Origin of the sequence: Cupriavidus phytohabitans, assembly GCF_017815025.1 — a bacterium.
Classification (GTDB): Bacteria; Pseudomonadota; Gammaproteobacteria; order Burkholderiales; family Burkholderiaceae; genus Cupriavidus.
Window position 1 is genome coordinate 23,865 of sequence record NZ_JAGIQB010000051.1, and the last position, 15,260, is coordinate 39,124.

15 protein-coding genes and 1 pseudogene are annotated in these 15,260 nt (G+C 65.7%); 9 read left to right on the forward strand and 7 right to left on the reverse strand.

Going from position 1 to position 15,260, the window contains the following annotated elements; genetic code table 11:
* Positions 1 to 336: 336 nt before the first annotated feature.
* Positions 337 to 2,712, reverse strand: a complete 2,376-nt coding sequence (gene metE, locus J8I34_RS27475) for a 5-methyltetrahydropteroyltriglutamate--homocysteine S-methyltransferase (protein ID WP_209807460.1) — start codon at positions 2,710 to 2,712, stop codon at positions 337 to 339.
* Positions 2,713 to 2,844: 132 nt separating this feature from the next.
* On the opposite strand from metE, the gene J8I34_RS27480 reads away from it, so the two are divergent.
* Complete coding sequence (locus J8I34_RS27480) at positions 2,845 to 3,762, forward strand: LysR family transcriptional regulator (protein WP_209775630.1); 918 nt, start codon at positions 2,845 to 2,847, stop codon at positions 3,760 to 3,762.
* 9 nt (positions 3,763 to 3,771) lie between these two features.
* On the opposite strand, the gene J8I34_RS27485 is transcribed toward J8I34_RS27480, so the two are convergent.
* Complete coding sequence (locus J8I34_RS27485) at positions 3,772 to 4,134, reverse strand: AsnC family transcriptional regulator (RefSeq protein WP_209775631.1); 363 nt, start codon at positions 4,132 to 4,134, stop codon at positions 3,772 to 3,774.
* A gap of 152 nt (positions 4,135 to 4,286) precedes the next feature.
* Here J8I34_RS27485 and J8I34_RS27490 point away from each other — a divergent pair, with 152 nt between their 5' ends.
* From J8I34_RS27490 to J8I34_RS27505, 4 genes are all read left to right on the forward strand, one after another.
* Positions 4,287 to 4,757 carry an Lrp/AsnC family transcriptional regulator gene (locus J8I34_RS27490; RefSeq protein WP_029049258.1) on the forward strand — a complete coding sequence of 157 codons (471 nt, stop codon included), beginning with the start codon at positions 4,287 to 4,289 and terminating at the stop codon, positions 4,755 to 4,757.
* Between the two features lie 202 nt (positions 4,758 to 4,959).
* Positions 4,960 to 5,556: a GTP cyclohydrolase II gene (gene ribA / locus J8I34_RS27495; RefSeq protein ID WP_133094483.1), complete on the forward strand. Its 597-nt coding sequence runs from the start codon at positions 4,960 to 4,962 to the stop codon at positions 5,554 to 5,556.
* A 125-nt stretch (positions 5,557 to 5,681) separates the two neighbouring features.
* Positions 5,682 to 6,041, forward strand: a complete 360-nt coding sequence (locus J8I34_RS27500) for a MarR family winged helix-turn-helix transcriptional regulator (protein WP_256441871.1) — start codon at positions 5,682 to 5,684, stop codon at positions 6,039 to 6,041.
* Positions 6,042 to 6,092: 51 nt separating this feature from the next.
* Entirely contained in the window at positions 6,093 to 7,445 is a 1,353-nt protein-coding gene (locus J8I34_RS27505) for a serine hydrolase domain-containing protein (protein ID WP_209807461.1), read from the forward strand.
* Here J8I34_RS27505 and J8I34_RS35750 read toward each other — a convergent pair.
* Positions 7,399 to 7,629 (reverse strand): DUF7706 family protein, encoded by a 231-nt coding sequence (locus tag J8I34_RS35750; protein WP_500784439.1) that lies wholly within the window; start codon positions 7,627 to 7,629, stop codon positions 7,399 to 7,401. The genes J8I34_RS27505 and J8I34_RS35750 overlap by 47 nt on opposite strands.
* A 131-nt stretch (positions 7,630 to 7,760) precedes the next feature.
* Positions 7,761 to 8,081, reverse strand: coding sequence for a hypothetical protein (locus J8I34_RS34885; protein ID WP_245176168.1), 321 nt, complete (start codon positions 8,079 to 8,081; stop codon positions 7,761 to 7,763).
* Positions 8,082 to 8,110: 29 nt separating this feature from the next.
* Here J8I34_RS34885 and J8I34_RS27515 point away from each other — a divergent pair, with 29 nt between their 5' ends.
* Positions 8,111 to 8,962 (forward strand): helix-turn-helix transcriptional regulator, encoded by an 852-nt coding sequence (locus J8I34_RS27515; protein WP_209807462.1) that lies wholly within the window; start codon positions 8,111 to 8,113, stop codon positions 8,960 to 8,962.
* Positions 8,963 to 8,983: 21 nt separating this feature from the next.
* Here the strand turns inward: J8I34_RS27515 and J8I34_RS27520 are convergent, their stop codons facing one another.
* The 3 genes and pseudogenes from J8I34_RS27520 to J8I34_RS27530 form a co-directional block, all read right to left on the reverse strand.
* Positions 8,984 to 10,207: a LamG-like jellyroll fold domain-containing protein gene (locus J8I34_RS27520; RefSeq protein ID WP_209807463.1), complete on the reverse strand. Its 1,224-nt coding sequence runs from the start codon at positions 10,205 to 10,207 to the stop codon at positions 8,984 to 8,986.
* Positions 10,208 to 10,534: 327 nt separating this feature from the next.
* A pseudogene (locus tag J8I34_RS34890) lies at positions 10,535 to 10,639 on the reverse strand (tail fiber protein); the annotation flags it as partial.
* A 313-nt stretch (positions 10,640 to 10,952) separates the two neighbouring features.
* The gene (locus J8I34_RS27530; RefSeq protein WP_029049942.1) at positions 10,953 to 11,831 is read right to left on the reverse strand and encodes a LysR substrate-binding domain-containing protein; all 879 of its coding nucleotides are present in this window, start codon (positions 11,829 to 11,831) and stop codon (positions 10,953 to 10,955) included.
* Between the two features lie 125 nt (positions 11,832 to 11,956).
* Here J8I34_RS27530 and argH point away from each other — a divergent pair, with 125 nt between their 5' ends.
* The 3 genes from argH to J8I34_RS27545 all read left to right on the forward strand — a co-directional run bounded on the left by argH (position 11,957) and on the right by J8I34_RS27545 (position 15,168).
* Positions 11,957 to 13,456, forward strand: a complete 1,500-nt coding sequence (gene argH, locus J8I34_RS27535) for an argininosuccinate lyase (RefSeq protein ID WP_209807464.1) — start codon at positions 11,957 to 11,959, stop codon at positions 13,454 to 13,456.
* Between the two features lie 29 nt (positions 13,457 to 13,485).
* Complete coding sequence (locus J8I34_RS27540) at positions 13,486 to 14,454, forward strand: Bug family tripartite tricarboxylate transporter substrate binding protein (RefSeq protein ID WP_209807465.1); 969 nt, start codon at positions 13,486 to 13,488, stop codon at positions 14,452 to 14,454.
* Between the two features lie 306 nt (positions 14,455 to 14,760).
* Positions 14,761 to 15,168: a RidA family protein gene (locus J8I34_RS27545; RefSeq protein ID WP_209807466.1), complete on the forward strand. Its 408-nt coding sequence runs from the start codon at positions 14,761 to 14,763 to the stop codon at positions 15,166 to 15,168.
* The last annotated feature ends 92 nt before the right edge of the window (positions 15,169 to 15,260 follow it).

The window sequence follows — 15,260 nt, forward strand, 5'->3', positions numbered from 1 at the left end:
TGAGGCCGCGGGTGGGAAAGAGGGCGAAGGGCCCGACGATCATCGAGAAAAGCCCCGCCGCGGAGCTGCAGACGCGGCGGGACAAACGCGGTGAGTCCTGGGGGGACACCTCACCACGCTCATCCAGCCTATGGTATGTGCCGCCAACGCCGTATGGGTTGCCAAACAGAAGGAAGTATCAGCGGCGAAACCTCTCCCGGCTGACCACGGATATCCCCCTTGATGTCGCGCGGGTCATTGCCGAAGGAATTGCGCTCCCGGATCTTGGGTATATCTGATGGGCATGCGGCCTTCTTCTTGCCGGCGGCTGTTTTCGGCGATGACGCGCGCGTTCGCTCAGTGCGCGTGCGTCGCGCACCCGGTGCAAGCGGTGCCGCCGGCAGGCGCCGCACCGACATGGCCGGCCGGCTTGGCGACCCGCTTCCACGCCATCGCGCCGGGGCTGGTCCAGCGCGCGCGCAGCGCGCGCGCTGCACTGACCATGTTGGCCAGCGCCGCCTCGGTCTCTTCCCAGGCGCGCGTCTTCAGGCCGCAGTCAGGGTTGACCCACAGGCGCCGCGGCGGCACCACCTCGCAGGCACGGTCGAGCAGCCGCTCCATCGCTTGCACCGACGGCACGCGCGGCGAGTGGATGTCATAGACGCCGGGCCCGATCTCGTTCGGGTAGTCGAAGTCGCCGAAGCCTTCCAGCAGCTCCATTGCCGAGCGCGAGGTCTCGATGGTGATCACGTCGGCGTCCAGTGCCGCGATCGACGGCAGGATGTCGTTGAACTCGGCGTAGCACATATGCGTGTGGATCTGGGTCTGGTCCTTGACGCCGCTGGCAGACAGGCGGAAAGCGGTGACTGCCCAGTCCAGGTAGGCGTCCCAGTCGCCGCGGCGCAGCGGCAGGCCTTCGCGCAGCGCGGGTTCGTCGATCTGGATCACGCGGATGCCGGCCTGTTCCAGGTCGCACACCTCGTCGCGGATCGCCAGCGCGAGCTGGCGTGCGGTGGTGGCGCGCGGCTGGTCGTCGCGCACGAACGACCATTGCAGCATGGTGATCGGACCGGTGAGCATGCCCTTCATCGGCCGCTCGGTCAGCGATTGCGCGTAGCGGGTGGTGTCCACCGTCATCGGCTCCGGCCGGTACACATCGCCGTAGATCACCGGCGGCTTGACGCAGCGCGAGCCATAGCTCTGCACCCAGCCGTTCCCGGTAAAGCCATAGCCGCACAGCTGTTCGCCGAAATATTCGACCATGTCATTGCGCTCGGCCTCGCCGTGGACCAGCACATCCAGGCCCAGTTCTTCCTGCTTGCGCACGGCCAGCGCGATTTCGGCGCGGATGCGTTCCAGGTACTCCAGCGCGCCGATGTCGCCGCGCTTGAACGCCGCACGAGTCTGGCGGATGGCCGCGGTCTGCGGGAACGAGCCGATGGTGGTGGTCGGCAGCAGCGGCAACTGCAGCGACTCGCGCTGGCGCTCGATGCGCTGCGCGAACGGGGTGGCACGGCGAGACATGTCGGCGGTGACGCTGGCCAGGCGTTGCTGCACGCGCGGGTTGACCACGCGGCGCGATTGCCGGCGCGACGCCTGCACGGCGTCAGAGGCCGCCAGCTGCGCGGCGACGGCGGCATCGCCTTCGTTGAGCGCGCGTGCCAGCACCTGCAGCTCGTCGAGCTTCTCGGTGGCGAAGGCGAGCCACGACTTCAGTTCGCCATCGAGGCGCGCTTCATGCGCCAGCGACACCGGCACATGCAGCAGCGAGCAGGACGGCGCCAGCCACAGGCGCTCGCCGAGCGCCGCCTGCACGGGGCGCAGCGTGTCAAGCACGCGGCGCAGGTCGGTGCGCCAGACATTGCGGCCGTCGATCACGCCGGCGGACAGCACGGCATGCGCCGGCAGCGCGGCCTGCCATGCAGCCAGCTGATCCGGCGCGCGCACCAGGTCGATATGGAAGCCGTCGACCGGCAGCGCGGCGGCGCGTGCGGCGTGGTCGGCGGCGGTGTCGAAGTACGTCGCCAGCAGCAGCTTCGGGCCCGCGTCGCGCAGGCCTTCGTAGGCGCTGTCGAAGGCGTCGAGCCATGCGGGCTCCAGGTCCAGGCACAGCGCGGGCTCGTCGACCTGGACCCACTCGATGCCGCGCGCCTTCAGCTGGCCAAGGATGCGGCGGTAGGCCTGCACCAGCTGCGGCAGCAGCGAGAGTCGGTCGAAGCCGGCCACGTGGCTCTTGGACAGCCACAGGTAGGTGACCGGGCCCACCAGAACGGGGCGCACGCGCAGGCCTTGCGCCAGCGCTTCATTGGCTTCCTCGAAGAACCAGGCCGGGCCGCCGTCGAAGGTGGTGTCGCTATCCAGCTCGGGGACCAGGTAGTGGTAGTTGGTGTCGAACCACTTGGTCATTTCCATTGCCGGCTGCTCGCGGTTGCCGCGCGCCAGCTCGAAATACTGCGTCAGCGTCAGCTGCGCCGGGTCGAAACCGAAGCGGCGCGGCACGGCGCCGAGCAGCGCGGTCAGGCTGAGCATCTGGTCATACCAGGCGAAGTCGCCGGTGGCGACGGTGTCCAGGCCGCGCTCGGCCTGCAGTTGCCAGTGGCGGCCGCGCAGCTGCGCGGCCACTTCGCGCAGCGCGGCTTCGCTGCTTTCACCGCGCCAGAAGGCCTCCTGGGCGAATTTCAGTTCGCGGCGTTCGCCGATGCGGGGAAAGCCGAGGATATGGGTGCGTGCCATGGGGAACTTGCTCCGGAAGATGACTGGCACACAGTGTCGGTTTGCCCATAAAATGAATCAAGCGACAAGTTTTAAACAGTATATGAATCAATTTCATACGACGGCGGGGCAGGCCCGCGTGCCGGACCGCGCATGATCGAGGTCCGCCATTTCCGTTCGCTGATTGCCATTGCCGAATCCGGCAAGCTCGCCACCGCGGCCGAGCGTGTGCATGTCAGCCAGTCGGCGCTGTCACACCAGATCAAGGCCATCGAGGCGCACTACGGCCTGCCGCTGTTCGACCGGACCCGGCAGGGGCTGCGCTTCACGCCGGCGGGCGAACGCCTGCTGGCACTCGCGCGCGAGGTGCTGGCCGCGGTCAGCGCGGCCGACCGCGATATCGAACGGCTCAAGGGCGATACCCGCGGCGAACTGCGCGTGGTGCTGGAGTGCCATACCTGCTTCGACTGGCTGATGCCGGTGATGGATGAATTCCGCCGCCGCTGGCCCGAGGTGGAGGTGGACCTGGTGGCGGGCTTCCATGCCGACCCGATCTCGCTGCTCAGCGAAGGCCGCGCCGACATGGTGATCGGCTCGCAGCCGGCGGTCCGGCGCGGGCTCGACGTCGCGCCGCTGTTCCGCTTCGAGATCCTGGCGGTCATCGCCAACGAGCACCGGCTGCGCAACAAGCGCCGCATCGAGGCCGCCGACCTGGCCGGCGAGACGCTGATCACCTATCCGGTGCCGGAGCAGCGCATCGACCTGATCCGCGAGGTGCTGGAGCCCGCCGGCATCCGGCTGCAGCGGCGCACCGCGGAGCTGACGGTGGCCGTGCTGCAACTGGTGGCGAGCCGGCGCGGCGTGGCCGCATTGCCAAACTGGGGCGTGAAGAACTATGTCGACCACGACTACGTGCTGGCCAAGCGGATCGGCGCCAGGGGGCTGTGGAGCGAGCTCTATGCCACGGTGCCGGCGCCGCTGGCGCTCCGGCCTTATGTGGCGGACTTTGTCGCGATCGTGCGGGATACGTGCGCGGCGCAGCTCGACGGCATCGAACTGCTTCCAGCATAGCGCGGCCCGCTAGGCAGGCAGCGCCAATGCGGCGTCGCTGCCGACCTTCGGGATGGCGGCGCGCGGTGCGGGAGTCAGCCCGCTTTGCGCTTCGCCCTCCGGATCGTCGACGTCTGCGTCCAGCACTGCCATGTCGATGCCGCTTTCCAGCCGGCGCAGGAACAGCCAGAGCAGGCTGGCATCGGCCGCGGTCAGGGTTGCATGGAGCACTGGCTGACTGGTTGATTCGAAGCCGGTCGAGTCGAAGCGCAATTGTTCAGGCACCAGCCCGGTTCGGCGGGCGCTGGCAAACACCCACTCCATCGCACCGAATGGGTCGGTGCCGTCGAGTTGCAGGGAAAGGCGCAGGGTGGGAGGGAAGGTGGCTGGCATGTGGCGTTTCCGGCAGGTCTTCTGATGAGGTTAATTTACCAGCCGGAGCGCAAAATGAGCTTCTTTATTTTCTCCGATATTGGTAAAAATGGAGAAGAAACGACTTCTTATGGAATAAAATGGAGATGTTTCGTCCATAAGAACTATAGACCATGGTGCAACCTCCCAGGCTCGATGACACTGACCGCCGCATCCTGCGCGAACTCCGCCGCGACGGCCGCCTGTCCAACGCGAAACTGGCCGAGCAGGTCGGCCTCTCCGCCACACCCTGCTGGAACCGGGTGCGCGCTCTCGAGGAAAGCGGGGTCATCGAAGGCTACGCGGCCCTGCTGAACCAGAAGGCGCTGGGATTGCCGGATACGGTCCTGATCGAAGTCACGCTGGAGCGCCACGACGACGACATGCTGTACCGCTTCGGCCAGGCACTTGCCGAACTGCCGGAAGTGATGGAAGCCTACCTGCTGACCGGCGACTACGACTACCTGATCAAGGTCGCCGTGGCCGGCACGCAAGGCTATGAGGAGTTCCTGCGGCACAAGCTGTACAAGCTGCCTGGGCTGCGCCACAGCCGCTCGACCTTTGTGCTGCGCACGCTGAAGCGCGAGCCCTCCGTCGAACCCTGAGCCGCCAGCCGGCGTAGCCAGCTTGCTATGCCGCGCGCATCACTTTGCCCTGGCTGCAAAAGTCTGTCGCGCGCCTTGCTTTAGGAATATGCCGACGGCCCGCAACGGTGTATTCCATGGCCGAATCAAGCGCGAACGCGCAATTCCGCTCATAATGTCGGCGGTGCCGGGCCGCCCCGCACCCATTGAAAAGAATTCCGGTATGAACGACACAGAAATTGAGCTGATCGATTCGGCACGCCTGCCGACCCGATTTGGTGACTTCACGGCACACGCCTTCAAGGGCGCCCACTCAGGCATTGAGCATCTGGCTCTCAGTGTGGGCGAGGTGGCTGGCGAGGACGTGCTGATCCGCATGCATTCCGAATGCCTGACCGGAGATGTCTTCGGTTCCTGCCGCTGCGACTGCGGCCCGCAACTGGAACTGGCCATGGAAAAGATCGCGGCCGAAGGCCGCGGCATCCTGCTCTACCTGCGCGGCCACGAAGGTCGTGGCATCGGCCTGGCGGAGAAGATCCGCGCCTACCGCCTGCAGGACGGGGGGCTGGATACCGTCGACGCCAACCTGGCGCTGGGCCAGGCCATCGACGCGCGCAACTACGCCTTTGCGGCCGACCTGCTGCACCAGTGGGGCGTCACGTCGGTGCGGCTGATGAGCAATAACCCGCTCAAGGCCGCCGCGCTCGAAAAAGCCGGCATCAAGGTCAACGAGCAGCTGCGGCACATCGTGCCGTCCAACGCCGAGAATGAAAAGTACCTGGCGACCAAGCGCACGCGCATGGGCCACCTGCTCGACTGACAGTGGCAGGCCAGGCGGCATGCCGGCTAACTGCCCGGCTGCCCACGGGCCCGTCAGGACGAAGCGCAACGGGCTTTTTCCTCACATGATTCCTTGTTAGCTATGAGCGGGAATTCGGCATCGGCCTGAGGGAGTTGCGCGTGCTGCGTTTTGCCGGGCTGGAGCCCGGCCTGACGCTGACGCGGCTGATCGAACTGGTGCTGCTGGAGAAGACGGTGACTTCCAAGCTGGTCACCGCGCTGGCGAAACGGGGCTTGCTGCGCCGTGAGGTAGGCGCGGCCGATGCCCGGCAACTGAACCTGTTCCTGACCCCGGCCGGCGCGGAACTGGTGGCGCAGACCTACCAGCGCGGCGATGTCCTGGAAAGGATGTTCCTGTCGGTCCTGACCGAAGCCGAAGTCCAGACGCTCGACCGGTGCATCGGCAAGCTGACCGCGGTGCTCGAGGCGCATCAGCGCGGTGTCGAGCCGCCGGCCGGCGGCTAGCAGGGGCAGGGGAGCGAAAACGGCAAGGCCATAAAACAACGAGGAGACGACATGGAACCCAATACCCATACCCGGACGCGCCGCCGATGGCGCGCCATTGCATGCGGCGCCCTGTGCGCCGCCGCCTTGCCGGCCTGGAGCCAGGACGCGGGCCGCGGCGCCGCGCCCGCGGCGCCTGCCCTGGTCGCCGCGCTGGACAGCGACCCGGTGCGGCTCGGCTGGATGCAAGGATTTCCGCCGCCGCCCGAGAAGCAGATCACCCACGCGCCGGGCGCCGAGAAATTCCCGCGCAATCGCTGGCTGTTCTCGCATATCCGCGAACTGGTGCCGACCGCGTCGGTCTGGCGCGGCAGCGGCCCGCCCAGCCCGCTGCCGCGCGCAGAGCGCGATATCGGCCGGGTGCCGTTCACCGATGCGGACGGCACGCAGCGCACCTTCGAAGAGATGCTGGCGCTGACCTATACCGACGGCATCCTGGTCATGCACAAGGGCAAGGTCCTCTATGAGCGCTACTTCGGCGTACTGGACGGCCACACGCCCCATATCGCCATGTCGGTGACGAAGTCCTTCGTCGGCACGCTGGCGGCGATGCTGGCCGCCGACGGCAAGCTCGATCCGGCGGCGCCCGTCACGCGCTACCTGCCGGAAATGGCCGGCACCGCCTACGGCGATGCCACGGTGCGCCAGGTGATGGACATGACCGTCGGCGTCCGCTACTCGGAGGACTATGCCAATCCAAAGGCCGAGGTCTGGGATTATGCGCGCGCCGGCGGCATGCTCGCCCGGCCTGCCGGATACAACGGGCCGGGAACGTTCTACGACTTCCTGAAGACGCTGCAGAAGGAAGGCGGACACGACGATGTCTTTGCCTACAAGACGGTGAATGCCGAGGTGCTCGCGTGGATCGTGCGCCGCGCTTCGGGCCAGTCGCTGGCCAGGCTGCTGTCGGAAAGGATCTGGCAGCCGATGGGCGCCGAGCAGGATGCCTACTTCACGGTCGACAGCATCGGCACGGAAGCGGGCGGCGGCGGCCTGAACACCACGCTGCGCGACCTCGCGCGCTTTGGTGAGATCATCCGCGGCAACGGGCGCTTCAATGGCAAGCAGATCATCCCTGCGTCGGTCGTGGCCGATATCCGCCGCGGCGGCGACCGCGGGCAGTTCGCACGCTCGGGCAGCGGCGCCGTGCTGCCGGGCTGGAGCTACCGCGACATGTGGTGGGTGTCCCATGACAGCCACGGCATGTTCCAGGCTGCCGGCATCCATGGGCAGCGCATCTACATCGATCCCAGGGCCGAGCTGACCATCGTCCGCTATGCGTCGCACCCGGTGGCGGGGAACGCTGCCAACAACCCGATCACGTTCCGCGCGTTCCGGGCGCTGGCGGAGACGTTGTTGCAGTAGTGCAATGCCGGGGTGGTGAAGCGATACGCCCAAGGACGAGAGCCTTCCCAATCGCATCAAATGCCTCGCGTACGAGGAACGCTTCTTCGTCGCTCGTCGCGCTGGCTCGGATAACCGGCCAGGTGAGGCGCTGTATGAAGCCGGAAAGGGCGACCGCGCGGCGCTCATCAATTTGTATTTGCATGGTGACGTGGAATGTTGCCGTTCGCGGCGAAATCCTTTGCGAGGGTCATTCTTGAGCCTGATTTGCGCCGCCGGCTTTCCCGGCGGCGCAAATCTCGGGCTGCAACGGCTATGCCGATCCGGTACGGACGCTCAGGGATTGCTGGCGAGATTCCGGAGCGCAGCCTTCTCGTCCCGCGTGTAGAACCGGAATGCCAAGTACACAATGCCCACCCATACCACCGAGAACAGCAACGACATGCGCATATCCGGCAGGATGGCGATGCATGCGAGCACCGCGGCGACGAACACCAGCGCGATGTAGTTGAGATCATCAGCAGGACGGCGACCGCGCCGACGTAGAAAATCAGCAGGCGCCAGAACGTGGCGCTCACACCGGATGTTGAGCGCCATATAAGCGCAAAGCGGCTTCGCAACGCTACAATCGACATCGCCGTTTCCTTCCATTGCCATGACCTGCTCCGCGCAGGCGAAAGGCCAGGATGCGTCCCCCACCTAGCGCCCTGAAGTCCGAGGACCGCAAGCAGCAGGCATTCCGGGATGAAGTGATCCGGTTATACGAGCACGAGCCCGACCTCCATGAGCTGCCGGCGCTTCTGTTCGAAAGCGTAGCGGCGCTGACCGACTGCGACCTGTCTGGCTATACCGAACTGCACCAGGCCAGCGGGGAGTGCCGCGCGCTGTTGTCAGAGCAAGGCGACCCCGGCATGCGCGCCGCATGGGCGCAGGCTTTCGCCGGCAGGCACATGCAGGGCCATCCATTTTGGGAATACGACCCGGCGTTCTTTGGCGAATGCGCGCTGCGCGAATCCGATGTGTTTAGCCATGACGAGTTCATGGCGCTACCGGTCGCGCGCGAGGTCTGGTTGCCGTCACGGCTGCACCGGGTGATGGCGGTGGTGATGCAACACGATGGGTATGTGGTCACGGTGGCCGGCTTGCGCGTAGCGGGCAGCCCGCCGTTCAGCGACGGCGATCGCGAGCGCCTGCAGGCGCTGCGTCCCCATGTGTTGCGCTGCTACCGCCAAGCGCAGCAGCGCACCGTCGCCCGTCTCGGGCCCGCGCTGCGGCTGCGGCTCGCGTTTCCGGCGCTGACGCCGCGCCAGCTTGAAGTCTGCGGCTGGCTGGCGCAGGGCAAGTCGAACGAAGACATCGCGGCCATCCTTGGCGTCAGCGTCGAAACCGTAAAGGTCCATGCGCGCGTCATCTACGACAAGACCGGTGTGGAAGGCCGGCACGGTGTGAGCGCAATCGCCCACACCGTGCCGCCGGTCGCGCAACTGCCGCCGCTATGGACGCTGCGGGAGGCGGCCGCTGAACGGCCAGCCGGCTGACCGAGTGGTGCGCTACGTGCGCTACGTGCGCAACGATGGCTGCTCGGGTGTCTTGCCGGTCAGCGGAGCGCCCAGCGTCTTCAGCGTGCCCTGGCTCGACGGCGGATACACGGTGGCGGCGATATCCGGCAGCGGGTCGGTGACGCTGGCGCCAAGGGTGTTCGCGTTATTGACCACCTGGAACGTGGTCAGCGTCGGCACCGCCTGCCACCAAACGCCAGTGGTGGTCTGGACCGGGTTATCGATCTCGAAGTGCTTGCCGATCGTAGTCTGCTCGGTGATCGACAGTTCCTCGGTGAACGAATCGGAGTACGACAGCGTCAGGTTCACCTTGGCGCTGAACAGCCCGATATCGAACCCCGATTCCAATCCCAGGCTCACGCCCAGCGTTTGCGTTTCACTGTCGGACACGCTGACGCCGGTGGTCACGTCGACTTCATAGCCGGTATTGACGCCGGGCTGGCCGGTGAGCTCGCATAGCTGCACCCATGCCTGGTTGACGGTGAGGATGGTATAGGTGCTGCTGTCACCGGGAACGACCATGCTGAACGGCGCGTTGGCGGCCACGCTGCCAGGCATCGGCTCATTGACGTAGGTAGGCGAAGGGGGCTGGCTGGGGGCCGCGTACGGGGTCGACGGCGGCAAATCGAGCGCGACGACGCTGGCGCCGCCGATCAGCACGGCGCCGCTGGGGCCCCAGTTGCTGATGGCTTGCGGCGGCTGCACGGCAAAGCCCTGCGTGGCGGTGTAGTCGGCGCCGTTGGTCAGCAGCACGGACTGCACCATGCCTGAGAACGGGAACGACTCGCCGTCCCAGAACGCGCCGATGTAGGAGGTACCGTTGCCATTGGGTGCCTGCAGCGGATTGCCGGATACCGGCACAGACTGGACCTGTACGCCGTTGACATAGCCGGCCAGGCTCTGCCCTTGCGTCCAGATCATTTCAACCAGGCTCCACTGGTCAGTCGGGATCTCTCCGGCCACGAAGGTGTAGTGGTTGCCGGCGTTGTCCCAGACCTCTGGATAGAGCAGCGGCGCGTCGTTGCCCGCTGTGCCGATGCCAAGCACCAGCGACTGGCCCAGTGAGAACACCTTCTGGTTATCAGGCAGACCCGCGCTGTTCACATAAACCCAGGCCAGTACGTGGACCGTGCTGGCGCCCAGGATGATGCGCGGGGCGCCGGCATTGACCTGCACAGCGCCGGGCGAAGAGAAGTCGTATGCACTGACGGTTGGAGCATTCATGGTGTTACCCCTCGGATTTGGACATTCAGGAAGGTCATGAAGCAACGGGAACTCACCCCTGCAACATTCAGCCGCCGTTGTGCTTGTTTGACGGATGGAAGGAACGTGGCGGCGCGCGATGAGGTCTCCCGCCATCCGTGCAACGGTGCCGCGGCAGGACTGCGCGCGGCGCACCCGGGGCCAATATAGGATCGCGTCGCGCGCATCGCCATTACTCTTCCGGGGTAGGAAAAGAGCGCCCGGCACGCCGGCCAGGCGCGCAGCGGAAACTCACCAGTGAGCGCGATACAGACCAGCGGCGCCATGTATGGCTGCATGTTCTCGTGCGGCTCGCTTCTGCGCAATCGGCAGCAATGCCCCGTTGCAGAGGGCCCAGCCCGTGGGCGCGAAGCCGAACGCGCACAGCCGGATTTCGCCAAGGTACTCGTCCACGGTCCACCTCCCCGGATCAAAGGAACAACCGCAAGAAACGGCGGCCGTAGAAATAGACGAATTAGATATTTCTGACAACTGATATCAAATCGGGTCACTTCCGTGGTGCCTTTTTTGTCCGAGGATGGCGGACGCGATTTCACCGCTGTAGAAATCGTCGGCATCTGCGCGGCCGATCCGCTCCAGCACGACGGACGCGGGTTCGTTCGGCCCAGTGGGGGTCGTCTGGAGACGCGGCGGACAGGACAAGACGCTGCTGAAATTCGTCTCGATCTTGCGCCGCCAAGCGAACATGGCGGCAAGCCGCCCTCGGTCACACGGCGTCGAAGGCTGCTCGCATGCAGGCGGCGAAATAGTTGACGTGCGTGTCGCGTGGCGCCAGTTGCGCGCGCAGCATGTAGCTCCTGAACGGGATATCGGGCTTGAACGGGATGGCGACCACGCCCGGGAACTTCATCGTCCGGCTGACGATGGGGTTCATCAGGCTCACGCCAAGGCCTTCGCTGACCATTCTGCAGATCGTCGCGGCGAAGGGCGTTTCGAGCGCCATGATGCGGTCGCCGTCACGGAACACGGCATCGATCGCACGCCGTGACGTATTTCCGCCGGGCAGGGAAACAAAGCGCTCGCCGGCCAGGTCTTCCGGGACGAGCTGCTTCTTCTTCGCCAGCCGGTGACGCGCCGGCACGACACACACGGCGCTTTCGGTGTGTATGACCGACGCCACGACACCCGGCTTGTCGGAGATGTTGGAAACAAAGCCGATGTCGCAGTGCTGCGTGGCGATCCAGTTGGCGATCACATAGGACTCGCTGGTGTCGCAGACGATGCGTACCTGTGGGTATTTTTCGCTGAAGCGCCGGACTGCCTGCGGCAACACGCTCAGCGATATCGACGCGGCGGCCGCCACGCGCAGCGTGCCGACCCCGACGTCGCGGATGGCGCGCGCCGAGTCGCTCAGGCTGTCCAGTCCGACGAAGGCACGCTCCACTTCCTTGAACAACGCCTCGCCGCCCTTGGTCGCCACCACGCGTCCCGGCAGCCGGTCGAACAGCTCGAAGCCGAGCTCCGCTTCGAGCTTGCCGATGACGCGGCTCACGTTCGGTTGCGACGTATGCAACTGCTTCGCCGCGACGGTCATAGAGCCGGTCAGCATAACGGTGCGGAAGGTTTCGATCTGCTTGAAGTTCATGCCGGCAATGGTACAGGCATTCCCGGATGTCCATATCAAAAATGCATGCACCCCCGTGAAACTGTCATTTGACCGGTATGTCCCTGGCTTCGATACTGGGTTCACCACACAACGTATCCGGAACCATGGAATCGAAAGTCAGCCGCCGGCTCAACGAGCCGCTTGCCCAGGAAATCTGCGAGCACATTTACGGTCCGCGCCTTGCGCGCGACTTCACGAGACAATTCGCCTACCTCACCGAGGTGAACCAGGCGCACCTGCTGATGCTGCACAAGACCGGCCTGGTGTCCCCGGAAGTGGCACGGCAGCTGGCAGGCGGCCTGCAGCGGATGGAGGCCGAGGGGCCCGACGCGGTGACGCTGGATCCCGCCCGCGAGGATCCGTACTTCAACTATGAAGCCCGGCTGATGGAAGTGAGCGGCCGGGACATCGGCGGACGCCTGCACATGGCGCGCAGCCGGAACGACATCGCCGCCACCATCGACCGGATGCGCGCCCGCAACATCGTCCTCGACACCATCGAGGCGCTGGGCAGCGTTCGCAGGGTGGCGCTGCAACGCGCTGGTGAATTGGCCGATGCCGTCATGCCTGGCTACACGCACCTGCAGCCCGCGCAGCCCATCACGTTCGGCTTCTACCTGAGCGCCGTGGCCGAGACGCTGGGCCGGGACATGGACCGGCTGCATGCGGCTTTGGCGCGGATCGACGCCATGCCGCTGGGTGCAGGCGCGCTGGCCGGCACGCGGTTCCCGATCGACAGGCAAGTCACCGCGACCGCGCTCGGCTTCGGTTCGCTGGTCCACAACACGCTGGATGCAGTGGCGTCACGCGACTTCGCATGGGAGGCCATGTCCGACATGACCATCGTCGCACTGACATGGGGGCGGGTGGCGCAGGACTTCTATGTGTGGTCCACCCCGGAGTTCGGCCTGCTGTCCTTCCCCGACCGCGTGGCGAGTACCTCGAGCATCATGCCGCAGAAGAAGAACCCCGCCGTGCTCGAATACCTGCGCGGCAAGAGCGCCCATGTCGTCGGGCTGCTGACGACCGCGCTGATCGCGGTCAAGGGCACCCATTTCACGCACACCGGCGACAGCAGCCGCGAGAGCATCCGCAGCTTCTGGGAGTGCTGCGAGGAAACGGCGCGCTGCCTCGCGCTGTTCAAGCTGGTCGTCGGCAGCGTCGAGCCGAAGCGGCAATCCATGCTGCAGCGGGTCAGGTTCGACTTTTCCGTGGCCACCGACCTGGCCGACGGGCTCGTTGCCGACGCGGGACTGTCGTTCCGCGACGCCCACCACGTCGTGGGTGGCCTGGTGCGCATGGCCCTGGATGCCGGCCAGTCCGCCGGCGAAGTGACCAGCACCATGCTCGACCGCGCGGCGGTGGACGTCATCGGTCGCGCGATCGAATGGCCGGAAGCCAAGCTGCGCCAGTACCTGGACCCCGTCGAGAGCGTCAACTCGCGCGGCAACGGCGGTCCTGCGCCGGCGGAGGTGACCGTTGCCATAGAGCGCCAACGCGCTCATCTTGAAGCCGTGCTGGCTTCGGTGACGTCGACACGGCAGCGCCTCGATGCGGCGCGCGACCAGATGAAGCGCGATATCGCCGCCCTGGCAGCGGCCTGATCCATCCATCCTCTTCCTGCCCAAGCACCATGAAGCTCATCGCCAAGTTACTGATTGCGGCCGTTAGCGCGGCTTGCGTTGCCCCAGGCGCGTCCGCGGCGTATCCGGACAAGCCGATCCGCCTCATCGTTCCGTTCCCGGCGGGAGGCACCGTCAACCTGATCGGCCGAGTGCTGGCGCAGCGCCTTTCCGAGACGCTGGGTCAGCAGGTCATCGTGGAGAACAAGCCCGGTGCGGGCGGCACGCTGGGTGCGGACCTGGTCGCCAAGTCGCCGCCTGACGGCTATACGCTGCTGCTCGCGTCTTCGGGCCACCAGTCCATCCACCCGCTGATCTACAAGAAGCTGCCGTACGAGGCGAACAAGGACTTTGTGCAGGTGGCACTGTTTGCCGCCGTGCCGAACGTTCTGGTGGTCTCGAACAAGGTGCCGGCGAAGACCGTCAAGGATTTCGTCGCCTATGCCAAATCCGGCGGCAAGCCGCTCTTCATGGGCTCCGCCGGAAACGGCAGCGTCAACCAGATGGTCGGCGAGCTGTTCCAGCACAAGACCGGCACCAGCTTTGAGCACGTGCCGTTCAAGGGCGCGGGCCCGGCGGCGGTTGACCTCATGGCGGGGCAGATCGACCTGATGTTCGTCAACCTGCCCAATGTCCTGCCGCAAATCCAGGGCGGGAAGATGCGCGCCCTGGCGGTCGCGAGTTCGCGGCGGGTGGCTTCGTTGCCGGACGTTCCCACCATGGCGGAGGCCGGCATCCCTGACTTGGTGGTCGACTCCTGGGCCGGCGTGCTGGCGCCGGCGGGAACGCCCAAGGCCGTCGTCGACCGGCTGTCGATCGAGATCAACAAGATCGCGAAAGAGAAGAAAACTGCCGAGAGCCTCGCGGCCCAGGAGGCTATCCCGATGCCCGGCACCAGCGCAGACTATGCCGCGCTGGTGCGCGTCGAGACGCAGCGCTGGAGCGAGGTGATCCGGAAGGCGAACATCACGCTGGATTGAGGCTGCCGCTGGGCGGCGTGGCATAAAAAAACGGACGCTGGCGTGCTCGGCCGACAGCGTCCGCGTCGCGCTTACAAGTCAGGCCAGTTCGCCCGAAGCTGCGCCACCTCGTCGTGCTGCGCCTTCATCTATGGGGCAAGCTGCTGTGAGCGGCTGTGGCCTCACGGCGTTTGGGCTGATGATTACTGCTACTGGCCATTCGAGCGGGCGCTGGCGTGGCAGCCAGAATGGCTAGTGGCCGATGGAATCAGCACAGGCGCTACCGCGACTGGATCCGGGCTTCAACTTATAGTGACGGAAGAACACATGACAGACCGCGAACCGATCGTCCCACCGACGATGCAACGTATCGTCGAACGTGCTGGCTATGTACCGGCAGTGAAAGTCGGCGCCACCGTATTTTGTGCCGGACAGATCGGGCGTACCGCCGACCTCGAAGTGATCTCGGATCCCGAGGCGCAATTTCTGGCGTGCTGGGAAAATCTGCGCGTGGTGCTAGACGAAGCTGGCTGCAGTTTCGAGGACGTTGTCGATATGACGACGTACCACGTGCATATGAGCGCGCAGATGCACGTATTCCGTGAAGTGAAGAATCGGATTTTCCCACGCGGCACGTGCGCATGGACTTCGATTGGCGTGTCCGAGCTCGCGCATCCGGGCTTGCTGGTTGAGATCAAGTGTGTGGCCGTGAAGCGAGATGCGACTGCAAGGTGACCACGCTAATGGCGGAGATGTGCCATTGATCGAAGGGTCGGCAACAGTCAATGCCTCGTTGAGGCTCGGTCGTCGCCTGCGAGCTCCGAAGA